Raw genomic sequence first — 12,402 nt, 5'->3', positions numbered from 1 at the left:
CGCCGGGGGCGGGCGCGGTTACCGAAAAGTAGAATCGGCCCTCTTGCCAGCCCCGAACAACCCCGAAGTGAGGAGCGCCGTGACGGCCATCCAGGAGGCGCAGGAGCGCCCGCGCGGTGCCCGCCTGCCGCGAAGCGCCCGCCGTGAACAACTGCTCGGTGCCGCCCAGGAGGTGTTCGTCGCGCAGGGGTACCACGCGGCCGCCATGGACGACATCGCCGATCGTGCCGGGGTGAGCAAGCCGGTGCTCTACCAGCACTTCCCCGGGAAGCTGGACCTCTACCTGGCGCTGCTGGACAAGCACTGCGACGCCCTGGTCGAGTCGACCCGCGAGGCGCTGGGGACCACCACCGACAACAAGCTGCGGGTCGCCGCGACGATGGAGGCGTACTTCAACTACGTCTCCAGCGAGTCCGGCGCCTTCCGGCTGGTCTTCGAGTCGGACCTGACCAACGAGCCGGCCGTGCGCGAGCGGGTGGAGCGGGCCTCCGAGGCGAGCGCGACGCTGGTCAGCCAGGTGATCCAGGAGGACACCGACCTGCCGGAGGCGGAGTCCAAGCTGCTGGCCGCCGGGGTCTGCGGCCTGGCCCAGATCACCGCCCGGTACTGGCTGTCGCAGGGGCTGGAGATCCCGCGCGACGAGGCGGTGCGACTGGTCGCCAGCCTGGCCTGGCGGGGCCTGAAGGGGTTCCCGATGCACCCGGCCGACCTCGCCCCGGAGGGTTCCGCCCAGCACTGACGATCCGCTGACCTTCGCCTGGCCGGTGATCGGGTGCTCTATGGTGAAGCCGTACGGCGCGGTCGCCGCGGTCGCTTGTCCCAGGCGGTCCGGTCACCGCGCGTGGAGGCTGCAAACCCGGAGGGACGGAAGCCGTGGAGGTCAAGATCGGCGTGCAGAACGCGCCGCGCGAGATCGTCATCGAGAGCTCGCAGACTGCCGATGAGGTCGAGAGCGCGGTCGCGAAGGCGCTGGAGGGCTCCACCAAGCTCTTCTCGCTCACCGACGAGCACGGCCGCCGCGTCATCGTCCCGGCCGAGCGCCTGGCGTACGTGGAGATCGGCGAGCAGGCCGCCCGCAAGGTCGGTTTCGGCACCCTCTGAGGCGCCGCCCGAGCCGGGTGTCCGGTGCCCCGTTCCCTCCGGGAGCGGGGCACCGTCGTGTGTAGGGCCGGATCGGCCGGGGTACGGCGACTGGTACACGGCGCCGGTGCCGTACGCCCGCCCCCGGGAGGCCGCCTTGCTGGTCGAATCGCTCGTCTTCGCCCTGGTCGGGCTGGCCGCGGCCGCGGTGGCGCTGCTTGCCCTGCCGACGTACTTCCGGGCCTCCCGCGCCACGGTGGCGGCGACGGCGCTGGCCGCCGCGCTGCTCGGCGGGACGGTCGCGCACTTCTGCCTGGACGGACGCTACCCGGTCGTCTCGGTGGCGTTCTCCGCGCTGGCGGCGGGGGTGCTGACCTCGCTGCTGGCCCGGCCGGACCTCGCCGCCGGGCTGGCCCCGCCGCACCGGCACCACCCGCACCGGGCCGGCGCCCACCGCGCGTCGCGGCGGCACCGGCCGGCCTGACCCCGGTCGGTCAGCTGGCCAGGCCGAGGGCGGCCATCCGCCGGGTGTGCGCCTCGGTGATCCGGTTGAACATCTTGCCGACCTCGACCAGGTCGAAGCCCTGCACCTGCACGCCGCCGACCAGCAGGTTGGACAGCGCGTCCCGCTCGGCGACCACCCGCTGGGCCTGGCTGAGCGCCTCGCCCATCAGCCGCCGGCCCCACAGGGCGAGGCGTCCGCCGGCCCGCGGGTCGGCCTCGATGGCCTGGCGGACCTTGTCGACGGCGAACTGGCCGTGGCCGGTGTCGGACATCACGCCGAGGACCAGCTCGCGGGTGTCGTCGTCCAGCCGGACGGCCACCTCGCGGTAGAAGTCGGTCGCGATGGCGTCCCCGACGTAGGCCTTGACCAGGCCCTCCAGCCAGTCCGAGGGCGCCGTCATGCGGTGGAACAGCTCCAGCGGCTCGACGAAGGGGCGCATCGCCTCCTGCGGGTCGGCGCCGATCTCGGCGAGCCGGTCGTGCAGCCGCTGGTAGTGCTGGAACTCGGCGGAGGCCATCCGGGCCAGGGCCGCCTTGTCGGCGAGGTCGGGAGCCAGCTTGGCGTCCTCGGCGAGCCGCTCGAAGGCGCTCAGCTCGCCGTACGCGAGCGCGCCGAGCAGGTCCAGCACCGCCGCCCGGTAGCCCGGCTCGGCCGAGCACGTGGCCCAGTCGCCGATCGAGCCGCCCGTGCCGTCCTGCGTCTCACCTTGGGTCTCCATGACCCGCCACCTTAGTCCCGGCGGGCCCGCTCCCCCACCACCCGGCGCACTCGTTGACCTGCCGGATCGGCCGGTGACGGGCCGGTCGCCGGGGGCAATGTCAGACGCGTCACGTGTTCGAGTCGTCGCCTGACTGTATGGTGGTGGGGAGCCCCGTCGTGTTCGCACGGTGCCACCGCCGTCTCGGTGGCCCGCACGAGCCCGCTCCGTAGCGGCACCGTCCCCTCGGACGTGTCCGCCCCGGCGCCAGGGGTACTCACGTACGCGGATGCCCGGTCGGAGAGCCGATCGGCTCCGACCATGGCTTGGACTTCAAGCCTTGGCACCGCATCAGTGGCCGAGCGAGGGCCGCCGAGACCACGCCCACCTGGCGGAGGTCCCGCGCAGGTCCCTCACGGGAATCCTCCCCGACGCCGCCGGCGACGCGCCCCGCCATCGGGCCGCGCGCACCGGCCGGCCGCAGGGACCGGCGCGGTTGTGCGTCCGCGCAGCTGTCATCAGGGCCGTCAGGCCCGTACGCAGCCGCGCGGCTGCCCGCCCGCCGCTCGCTCTCGGCCCCTCCGAAAACGGAAGAGGCAGCACCCTGTCCACCACCGCTGAACCCATCAAGACGACCTTCCGGGATCTGGGGATCCTCCCGGAGACCGCCGAGGCGCTCGAGTCCGTCGGCATCGTCCATCCCTTCCCCATCCAGGAGATGACCCTCCCGGTCGCGCTGACCGGCCACGACGTCATCGGCCAGGCCAAGACCGGCACCGGCAAGACCCTCGGCTTCGGCCTGCCGCTGATCGAGCGCGCCGTGGTGCGCGCCGACGTGGACGCCGGCCGGGCCGCCGAGGAGCAGCTCTCCGACTTCCCGCAGGCGCTGATCGTCGTCCCGACCCGCGAGCTCTGCACCCAGGTCACCAACGACCTGCAGACCGCCGGCAAGGTCCGCAACGTCCGCGTGCTCGCGGTCTACGGCGGCCGGGCGTACGAGCCGCAGGTCGAGGCCCTCAACAAGGGCGTCGACATCGTGGTCGGCACCCCGGGCCGCCTGCTGGACCTGGCCGGCCAGAAGAAGCTGAACCTGTCCAAGGTCCGCGCGCTGGTCCTGGACGAGGCCGACGAGATGCTCGACCTGGGCTTCCTGCCCGACGTCGAGAAGATCATCACGATGCTGCCCGCCAAGCGGCAGACCCTGCTGTTCTCGGCCACCATGCCGGGCCAGGTCATCAGCCTCGCCCGCCGGTACATGAGCCAGCCGACCCACATCCGGGCCGCCGCCCCGGACGACACCGGCGCCACCGTCGCCAACATCGAGCAGCACATCTTCCGTGCGCACTCGCTCGACAAGGTCGAGACGGTCTCGCGCATCCTCCAGGCCGACGGCCGCGGGCTGGCGATGATCTTCTGCCGTACCAAGCGCACCGCCGCCGACGTCTCCGACCAGCTGACCCAGCGCGGCTTCGCGGCCGGCGCCGTCCACGGCGACCTCGGCCAGGGCGCCCGCGAGCAGGCGCTGCGCGCCTTCCGCAACGGCAAGGTCGACGTCCTGGTCTGCACCGACGTGGCCGCCCGCGGCATCGACGTCGAGGGCGTCACCCACGTCATCAACTACCAGTGCCCCGAGGACGAGAAGACCTACCTGCACCGGATCGGCCGCACCGGCCGGGCCGGCGCCTCCGGTACGGCCGTCACCCTGGTCGACTGGGACGACATCCCGCGCTGGCAGCTGATCAACAAGGCGCTGGACCTGCCGTTCAACGAGCCGGAGGAGACCTACTCCACCTCGCCGCACCTGTACGAGCTGCTGAAGATCGCGCCGGGCACCAAGGGCGTGCTGCCGCGTTCGGAGCGCACCCGGGCCGGGCTCGGCGCGGAGGAGATCGAGGACCTCGGCGAGACCGGCGGGCGGGGCGCCCGCACCGGTCGCGGCCGGAGCGGGAACGCGACCACCGCAACCGGCCCCGGGCGGAACGGCTCGGGCCGCTCCGCCGCCGCCGACGCCCCGGCGGAGGAGAAGCCGCGCCGCACCCGTGAGCGCCGCCGCACCCGCCGCGGCTCCACGGTCGGCGAGGGCGAGGCCGCTGCGGTGACCGAGGCGGCTCCGGCCGTCGAGGGTGCCGAGGGCGACGCGCCGCGTCGCCGTCGCCGCCGCTCGCGCGGGGGTGCCGGTGGCGGCGAGACCGTCGCGGTGGCGGCCGAGGCCGTGGCCGAGGCTGCCGCGGTGGTCGAGGCCGCCGTGGTCGCGGTCGTCGCCGAGCCGGTGGCCGAGGAGAAGCCGCGCCGGACCCGGACCCGCAAGCCCAAGGCCGAGGTCGCCGAGGCCGTCGAGGCCGCCGCGGTGGTCGAGGTCGTCGAGGCCGCCGCCGTGGTCGAGGCTCCGGCCGAGGCCCCCGCCGAGGAGAAGCCCCGCCGGACCCGCGCCCGCAAGCCCAAGGCCGAGGTCGCCGAGACCGTCGAGGCCGCCGCGGTCGTCGAGGCTCCGGCCGAGGCCCCCGCCGAGGAGAAGCCCCGCCGGACCCGGACCCGCAAGCCCAAGGCCGAGGTCGCCGAGACCGTCGAGGCCGCCGCCGTGGTCGAGGCCCCGGCCGAGGCCGTGGCGGAGAAGAAGCCGGCCGCCCGCACCCGGACCCGCAAGCCGAAGGCCGTCGCCGAGACCGCCCCGGAGGCGCCCGCCGCCGAGGCCCCGGCCGACGAGGTGCCGGCCCCGCGCAAGCGGACCCGGACCCGCAAGGTCGCGGCCGCTCCGGAGCCCACTCCGGAGGGCTGACCCACCCCACCCCCGAGGGGGCGGACGGACCGTCGTGGTCCGTTCGCCCCCTCGGGCGTTCCCGGGCGTCCCGGCCGGTCGGGCGGGGTGCCGGACGGGCATAGGCTCGCTGCGTCGCCTGCCCCGGGAGGGAAACCGCTCATGAGTACTCCGCCGTTCCTGGCCCTGCCCGACTGCGCCCGCGCCGAGCGGGTGGTCACCGCACGCGGGGAGTTCGCCGCGCTGCGGGCGGAGCCGGACGGCCCGGTGCGCGGGTCGGCGCTGCTGGTGCCGGGGTTCACGGGCAGCAAGGAGGACTTCATCGCGCTGCTCGAACCGCTCGCGGCCGCCGGGTACCGGGTGACGGCCGTCGACCAGCGGGGCCAGTACGAGACCGGCGGGCCGGACGACGCGGCGGCGTACGCCGTCGACGCGCTGGGCGCGGACGTCCGGGCGCTGACGGAGCTGCTGGCCGCGGAGGGCGGGCCGGTGCACCTGCTGGGGCACTCGTTCGGCGGCCAGGTGGTCCGGGAGGCGGTGCTCGCGGCCGCCGCCGAGGGAACCCTGCCGTGGCGTTCGCTGACCCTGCTGTCCACCGGTCCGGGAGCGATCGAGCCGGCCGAGGCGGCCCGGACCGGGCTGCTGCTGGATGCCCTGCAGGCGATGGGCCTGGAGGAGATCTGGCAGGTGATGCGGCAGCTGGACGAGGCCGCCGGGGAGTCGAAGCCGACCCTGGCGCCGGACGTCGCGGAGTTCCTGCACCGCCGCTGGGTGGCGAACGTGCCCCGGGCGCTGGCCGTGACCGGCGGGCACCTGGTGGCCGCGCCGGACCGGGTGGCCGAGCTGGCCGCGGTGACCGCCGGGGTGCTGCCGGTGCTGGTGCTGTCCGGGGAGCAGGACTACGCCTGGCCGGTGCCGGAGCAGACCGGGATGGCACAGCGGCTGGGCGCCCGCCGGGTGGTCGTGGCGGGCGCGGGCCACTCCCCCAACGCCGAGCGGCCGGCCGCCACGGCGGCGGCGCTGGTCGCGTTCTGGGCCTGAGCGGCAGGTCGGGCGGCAGGTCCGACGACGACCCGGGCGGCGGGCCCGCCCTAGTGGTCTGAACCACTTCCGGAGGTTCGCCCGGGTCCGGCGCAGGACAAAATTCGTTAGTTACGGTAATCTTTGATTCTGTCCGGGAATCATCGCCGGCCCTCACGAAGGCGCCAATCAGTCGAAACCCGGACGTTACGGACGGGCAACGGCCCGGTAGCACCGCCACGGCACCGTGGTTGCACGAGGCACTGGACGCACCAGGCAAGCAGGGGGAGCCCTTGCCGCAGCAGACCGCCGCACGTACGACGCGCCCGATCCGGCCGCAACGCCGGATCCGCAGGACCCCGAACGGGCTGATACCGACTCAGCCGCAATCGCCCCGCCCGACGGGGCCAGGAAAGGAGACGCCCATGACCAAGCCCATGCGCTTCGAGATCCTCCGGCTGGACGAGGCCGACGGCTCCGCGACCGCCCGCGTGATCGCCGATGCCGAGACCGTCCGCGAGTACGTCCAGGACGCCGCCCGCACCGGCGAACGCCTGCTCATCCGCCCGTGCCCGACCGTCTGATCCGGCGCGGCGCCCCCGACCGGGAGGCCCCACCCGCCGCCGACGAGCCGGGAGCGTCCGATCCGGACGTACCGATACCCGACTGACGCCCCGTCACCGCGATCGCCGATGACGGGGCGTCAGTGCGTCCGGCCCCGGACCGTTCCCGGAACCCGTCCCGGGCCCGCCCCGACCCGCGGCACGTTTGCCGCCGCCCGCCACGGGACATCCCCAACGGGAACCGCCCGCGCAGCACCCCACCCGCGCCGGCCGGGCGCCCTGCACCGGCAGGTGCGGCCGCGCCATCCGTACGGGTGATCGTCCTTGACGCGGCGGTCCGGAGGGAGGAGCGTTGTCGGCTATGAGGGGCGAGCCAAGCTGCCCGAGGTGCGCCGGTCGGGTCCGCGCCCCCGGTCTTTTTTCGGACACCTGGCAGTGTGACCGGCACGGAGCGGTGCACCCGATGCAGCCGGTGCTGCCCCCGAGTGTGGAAGCCCTGGGCGTCGCCGTCGCCCGCTCGCAGGTCCCCGTCTGGCTGCCCTGGCCGCTCCCGGTCGGCTGGCTCTACACCGGCATCGCCCACGTCGGCGACGACGTCTCGGGCGCCCGGGCCACCGCCGTCGCCTGCTCCGGCCCCGCCCCGCTCGGCGGCTTCGGCGAGCTGGTGCTGGTCGCCGAGGAGCTGGGCGTCGGGCTCGGCGCCCGCTACGCCGGGCTGCCCGGCCCCGACCCGGGCGACTCGGTCGGCCTGTACAAACCCGCGGACGCCAAGCTGATGGCCGCCGGGCGGCCCACCCCGATGTTCCACGTCGCGGACGCCCCGGCCGACCGCGCGGTGTTCGTCGGCGAGGCCCGCGGGCTCTGGCTGTGGGCGATCGCCTGGCCCGAGCAGTCCGCCCTGGTGATGTACGACGAACTGGTGCTCACCGACCTGCGCGAGGCCGGCGCCGAGCTGGACCTGCTGCCCTGCGGCGCCCTCTCCCCCCGGTTGCTGGGCTGACCGACCCCCGGACGGCCTATCCTGGGCGGCACCCACGAGCACCCAGGAGTCCGCCCCGTGCGCATCGACCTGCACGCCCACAGCAACGCCTCCGACGGCACCGACAGCCCGGCCGAGCTGGTCGCGGCGGCGGTCGCGGCCGGGCTCGACGTGGTCGCGCTCACCGACCACGACACCGTGGCCGGCCACGCCGAGGCCGCCGACGCGGTGCACGCGCTGCCGGACTCCGCCCGGCTGACCCTCGTCCCCGGCGCCGAGCTGTCCTGCGCGGTGGACGGCGTCAGCCTGCACCTGCTGGCGTACCTGTTCGACCCGGCGGAGCCGGAGTTCGCGGGCGAGCGGGAGCTGGTGCGCACCGACCGGTTCCGGCGCGGCCGGGCCGTCGTCGAGCGCTGCCGGGAGCTCGGGGCGGACATCACCTGGGAGCAGGTGCAGCGGATCGCCGGGGCCGGCTCGGTCGGGCGGCCGCACATCGCCAGCGCGCTGGTCGAGGCGGGCGTGGTGGCCACCGTCTCGGACGCCTTCACCCAGGACTGGCTGGCCAACGGCGGGCGGGCGGACGTCCGCAAGCACGAGACCGACCCGGTGCGGGCGGTCCGCCTGGTCCGGGCGGCCGGCGGGGTGCCGGTGTTCGCCCACCCCGGCGCGGTCAAGCGCGGCCGGACGGTCCCGGACCAGGTGATCGCCGACCTCGCGGCGGCCGGGCTGGCCGCGCTGGAGGTCGACCACACCGACCACGACGACGAGACCAGGCGGCGGCTGCGCGGGCTGGCCGGCGAGCTCGGCCTGCTGGTCACCGGCTCCAGCGACTACCACGGCGGCCGCAAGACCGTCCGGCTCGGCGAGCACACCACCGACCCCGGGGTCTACGAGGCGCTGCTGGCCCAGGCCACCGGGGCGAAGCCGGTCGGGCGCTGACGGCCCCGCCCGGCCGGGGCCGAGGCCCCGTCAGTCGAGCGGGACGCCGCGCCGCTGCGGGTCGCGCAAGTCAGTGCCCCGTTCCAGCCAGCACTCCTGGAGCGCGGCCGCGCCGTGCACCCGCTTCCAGCCCGCCTCGTTGGGCGTCATCGGCAGCAGCGGCAGGAAGCGCACCGGCTCGGCGGGCTCGGCCAGTTCCAGGTCCTCGACCAGGCCGCCGGGTTCGGCGGCCAGCACCGAGGTGAAGGGGGCGCCGTCCCAGAGCGGGGCGCCGAGGTCCAGCGAGCCGCCCGGGGCCACCACCAGGCCCTCGACCTGCGGGGTCGCGGCGAAGGTGGCGAGGCTGCGCAGCACGCCGTCGCGCCCGCCGCGCACCGTCAGCACCAGTTCGGCGCGCGGTCCGCGCAGTTGGTCGGCGACCGGCGAGGTCGGGTCGGCCATCGGGGCGGCGGACATCCCGAGCGTCGTGTAGCGCACCAGGCCCTCGGCGTCCGGGCCGAAGCGCAGCACCTCGATCCGGTCGGTGCCGAGGAAGGTGACGGCGGCGCGGCCGCTCGGCTCGCCGAAGGTGGCGATCAGCCGGGCCTCGACGGCGGCCAGCACCGCCGCCCGGGTGAGGTCCGGGGAGCTGCCGCCGTGGGGATCGCCGAAGGACGGGAAGTCGTGCGCCATGCCGGTGAGCGTAACCCCGCGCGCCGGTCCGGTCCGCGCGGGGGCGTGCCGGGGCGTTCCGGGGGCGTGCCGCTGACGTGCGGGCAAAGGCCCGGGAAAGCCCGGGACACCGATGCCCGGTCAGATGTTAGGGTGAGCGACTGGCCACCGGGATCGTTCGTCCCGGGGCGGCGGCGCGAAGGAGGTGGTTGCGGTGGATACCGGCCGACCATGCAGTACCGGCAGCTCTGCCCGGCCCGCACTTCCCCGCACCCCCCGCCTCGCAGGCCGTAACGGCTGACCCAGCCGTATTGGCCCGAGAGCGGGCCGGCGGCGGACGGACCGGCCGGGAGAGCACCCTCATCCCCTTCACCGGTGTTCCTCGCCGTCGCACCACGGCCCTGCCCGCGGCCCCTTCCGTGCCGCCGTGCGACGGCTCCTGCCCCAGGGAGCCTGCCATGTCGATGATCAACAGCCTGCGCGCCGCAGTCCGCACCAACCGCCGCCGGGGCGCCACCGGCGCGTACGACGCCGTCCCCGAGGGCAGCGGCTCGGCGGTCGTGGACTGCGCGGTCTACCAGCACGGCCGGCGCAACGGCGAGGCGTGCAGCCCGCGCGAGGCCGCCCGCCGGGTCAAGGCGGCGCACCAACTCCCGGACACCTCGGGGTCGTTCAGCTGGATCGGGCTGCACGAGCCGACCGGGGCCGAGTTCGAGGGCATCGCCCAGCGGTTCGGCCTGCACCCGCTCGCGGTGGAGGACGCGGTGCACGCGCACCAGCGGCCCAAGGTGGAGCGCTACGACGACGTGCTGTTCGCCGTCTTCAAGACCATCCGCTACGTCGAGCACGACCAACTCACGCCCACCAGCGAGGTGGTGGAGACCGGCGAGCTGATGGTGTTCGCCGGGCGGGACTTCGTGATCACCGTGCGGCACGGCGGCCACGGCTCGCTGCAGGAGCTGCGGCACCGGCTGGAGGCGGACGCGGACGAGTCCGGGCTGCTCGCCAAGGGCCCGTCCGCGGTGCTGCACGCGATCGCCGACCATGTGGTGGACAACTACCTGCTGGTCGCGGAGCGGCTGCAGAACGACGTGGACGAGATCGAGTACGGCGTCTTCTCGGCCAAGGGCGCCCGCAGCGCGGACGTCGGCCGGGTGTACCAACTCAAGCGCGAGGTGCTGGAGTTCAAGCGCGCGGTGGCGCCGCTGCTGCGCCCGATGCAGCAGCTGTCGGAGCCGCTCCAGCGCCTGGTGGACCCGGACATCCAGAAGTACTTCCGGGACGTCGCGGACCACCTGGCCCGGGTCACCGAGCAGGTGCACGGCTTCGACGAGCTGCTGAACTCGCTGCTCCAGGCGAACCTGGCGCAGGTGTCGGTGGCGCAGAACGAGGACATGCGCAAGATCACCGCCTGGGCGGCGATCTTCGCGGTGCCCACCATGATCACCGGCGTGTACGGCATGAACTTCGACTACATGCCCGAGCTGCACCACGCGTACGGCTACCCGCTGGTGCTCGGCGCGATCGGGGTGATCTGCGTCGGGATGTACCGGGGCTTCCGCCGCAACGGCTGGCTGTAGCCGGGCTCAGCGGCGCCCGCCGCGGGCGACCAGGACCAGCCCGAGCAGGATCAGCACCACCGCCGGGTAGGCGGCCGTCGGCGGCCACTGGCCGAGCCACAGGGCGGCGATCAGGGCCGCGCCCGGGGTCTCCAGCAGGATCGCGGTGGAGGTGACGGACGGGCCGAGGGCCTTCACCACCCGGTTGCTCAACGAGTGGCCGAGCAGCTGGGCGGTGACCATCAGCAGCACGATCTGCCACCAGGCCCCGGCCGACCAGCCGGACAGCGCGGTCCCGGTGACCAGGCAGATCACCAGCAGGCCGACCGCGGTGGTGGTGTAGCAGACCAGGGTGTACGCGGTGGTGCTCACGGTCTTGCGGACCTCGGCGCCCAGCAGCACGTACCCGGCCGCGGCCAGACCGGCGGCGAGCGCCAGGGCGTCGCCGAGCAGGGCCCGCGGGGACATCGAGAGGTCCACCCCGGTCAGCACCAGCACGCCGACGAAGGCGACGGCCGTGCCGAGCCAGACCATTCGCGGCGCCCGGACGCCGAACAGCCGCATCAGCAGGATCGTCCACAGCGGGGTGGTGGTGACCAGGGCGGTGGCGGAGGCCACCGAGGTCATCCGCAGGCTGGGCATCCAGAGTGCGAAGTGCACCGCGAGCAGCGCCCCGGCGGCCGTCGCGAGCAGCAGCGCCCGGCGGCCGATCCCGCGCAGTTCGGCGCGGTGGCGCAGCAGCGCGTACGGGCCGAGCACGCCGACCGACATGACGTTGCGCCAGAAGGCGATGGCCAGCGCGGGCGCGGCGGTGGCGGAGATCAGCGGGCCGGAGAAGGAGATGCCGGCGATCGAGACCGCGAGCAGCAGCAGGTCGAGGGTGGGGAGCGGGTGCGCGGGCCGCTGGTCGGCGGCGTCGGCGGGGGCGGGGGCGGTCGCGGGCCGGGCGGCGGGCACGGCGCTCCTTCGCTGGTCGCAAGGTCGGGGCGCTCATACGGTAAGGCCCGTGGGCCGCCGATGGAACTGTCGCCCGGGGGCTGAGACGTCCCGCGGACGGAACGCGCGGCGGAACCCGGACCCCGTACGCTGTCCGCCATGGACCGCAACGCCGCCGCCGTGACCGCCGACGACTTCCTCGACCGGGCCCTGCTGGAGGAGGCCGCGAAGAAGTCCGGGCTGCTCTGGGTGCGCGCGGACGGCGAGACCCAGGCCCGCCCGCTGTGGCACGCCTGGCACGACGGCGCGGTGGTGGTGGTCGGCGGGGGCGGCGAGCAGCCCCTGCACGGCCTGGCCGCCGGTGCCCGGGCCGTGGTCACCGTGCGCAGCAAGGACAAGGGCGGCCGGCTGACCGGCTGGGCCGCCGAGGTGGAGGAGCTGGCGCCCGGCGGCGAGGCCTGGTCCGGCGCCGTCGAGGAGCTCAAGGGCAAGCGGCTGAACGCGCCCGACACCGACACCATCGCCGAGCGCTGGGCGCGCGAGTGCCGGGTGCTCCGGCTGCGGCCGCTCGGCGCGCTGACCGAGCGTCCGGGCGCCATGCCGGACGGCTCGCACGCCGCCGAGCCGATGCCCACCGCGGCGACCACCCGCCGTCCGATCCCGGCCGGGCTGCCCAAACTGCTGTTCAAGCGCCGCTAAAGGTTCATGCCGAGGACTC

13 protein-coding genes are annotated in these 12,402 nt (G+C 74.9%); 10 read left to right on the top strand and 3 right to left on the bottom strand.

From position 1 onward, the window contains the following. The first annotated feature begins 79 nt into the window (after window positions 1-79). The 3 genes from AB0O91_RS10690 to AB0O91_RS10680 all read left to right on the top strand — a co-directional run bounded on the left by AB0O91_RS10690 (window position 80) and on the right by AB0O91_RS10680 (window position 1,564). Entirely contained in the window at window positions 80-739 is a 660-nt protein-coding gene (locus AB0O91_RS10690) for a TetR/AcrR family transcriptional regulator (protein WP_363430075.1), read from the top strand. A 134-nt stretch (window positions 740-873) separates the two neighbouring features. Beyond that, window positions 874-1,101, top strand: a complete 228-nt coding sequence (locus AB0O91_RS10685; protein WP_270144341.1) for a DUF3107 domain-containing protein — start codon at window positions 874-876, stop codon at window positions 1,099-1,101. A gap of 106 nt (window positions 1,102-1,207) precedes the next feature. Next, window positions 1,208-1,564 (top strand): hypothetical protein, encoded by a 357-nt coding sequence (locus AB0O91_RS10680; protein WP_363430073.1) that lies wholly within the window; start codon window positions 1,208-1,210, stop codon window positions 1,562-1,564. A 10-nt stretch (window positions 1,565-1,574) separates the two neighbouring features. Here AB0O91_RS10680 and AB0O91_RS10675 read toward each other — a convergent pair whose 3' ends face one another. Then, window positions 1,575-2,303, bottom strand: a complete 729-nt coding sequence (locus AB0O91_RS10675; RefSeq protein ID WP_363430071.1) for a ferritin-like fold-containing protein — start codon at window positions 2,301-2,303, stop codon at window positions 1,575-1,577. A 583-nt stretch (window positions 2,304-2,886) separates the two neighbouring features. On the opposite strand from AB0O91_RS10675, the gene AB0O91_RS10670 reads away from it, so the two are divergent. From AB0O91_RS10670 to AB0O91_RS10650, 5 genes are all read left to right on the top strand, one after another. Next, entirely contained in the window at window positions 2,887-5,058 is a 2,172-nt protein-coding gene (locus AB0O91_RS10670) for a DEAD/DEAH box helicase (RefSeq protein WP_363430145.1), read from the top strand. 141 nt (window positions 5,059-5,199) lie between these two features. Beyond that, window positions 5,200-6,078 carry an alpha/beta fold hydrolase gene (locus AB0O91_RS10665; RefSeq protein ID WP_363430069.1) on the top strand — a complete coding sequence of 293 codons (879 nt, stop codon included), beginning with the start codon at window positions 5,200-5,202 and terminating at the stop codon, window positions 6,076-6,078. A 404-nt stretch (window positions 6,079-6,482) separates the two neighbouring features. Beyond that, on the top strand, window positions 6,483-6,641 hold the full coding sequence (locus tag AB0O91_RS10660) for a hypothetical protein (RefSeq protein ID WP_363430153.1): 159 nt from the start codon (window positions 6,483-6,485) through the stop codon (window positions 6,639-6,641). A gap of 340 nt (window positions 6,642-6,981) precedes the next feature. Beyond that, window positions 6,982-7,620 (top strand): DUF6758 family protein, encoded by a 639-nt coding sequence (locus AB0O91_RS10655; protein ID WP_363430067.1) that lies wholly within the window; start codon window positions 6,982-6,984, stop codon window positions 7,618-7,620. Between the two features lie 57 nt (window positions 7,621-7,677). Next, window positions 7,678-8,538: a PHP domain-containing protein gene (locus AB0O91_RS10650; RefSeq protein ID WP_363430066.1), complete on the top strand. Its 861-nt coding sequence runs from the start codon at window positions 7,678-7,680 to the stop codon at window positions 8,536-8,538. Between the two features lie 30 nt (window positions 8,539-8,568). On the opposite strand, the gene AB0O91_RS10645 is transcribed toward AB0O91_RS10650, so the two are convergent. Beyond that, on the bottom strand, window positions 8,569-9,210 hold the full coding sequence (locus AB0O91_RS10645) for a suppressor of fused domain protein (RefSeq protein WP_363430064.1): 642 nt from the start codon (window positions 9,208-9,210) through the stop codon (window positions 8,569-8,571). A gap of 437 nt (window positions 9,211-9,647) precedes the next feature. Here AB0O91_RS10645 and AB0O91_RS10640 point away from each other — a divergent pair, with 437 nt between their 5' ends. Then, window positions 9,648-10,769 (top strand): magnesium and cobalt transport protein CorA, encoded by a 1,122-nt coding sequence (locus AB0O91_RS10640; protein WP_363430062.1) that lies wholly within the window; start codon window positions 9,648-9,650, stop codon window positions 10,767-10,769. Between the two features lie 6 nt (window positions 10,770-10,775). On the opposite strand, the gene AB0O91_RS10635 is transcribed toward AB0O91_RS10640, so the two are convergent. Beyond that, the gene (locus AB0O91_RS10635) at window positions 10,776-11,621 is read right to left on the bottom strand and encodes a DMT family transporter (RefSeq protein ID WP_363430143.1); all 846 of its coding nucleotides are present in this window, start codon (window positions 11,619-11,621) and stop codon (window positions 10,776-10,778) included. 222 nt (window positions 11,622-11,843) lie between these two features. Between AB0O91_RS10635 and AB0O91_RS10630 the strand changes: the two genes are divergently transcribed. Further along, window positions 11,844-12,383, top strand: coding sequence for a hypothetical protein (locus AB0O91_RS10630; RefSeq protein WP_363430060.1), 540 nt, complete (start codon window positions 11,844-11,846; stop codon window positions 12,381-12,383). Window positions 12,384-12,402: the final 19 nt, after the last annotated feature.

This window comes from Kitasatospora sp. NPDC089797, assembly GCF_040684795.1.
Lineage (GTDB): Bacteria > Actinomycetota > Actinomycetes > Streptomycetales > Streptomycetaceae > Kitasatospora.
This window is presented reverse-complemented; position numbering and strand designations above follow the sequence as displayed.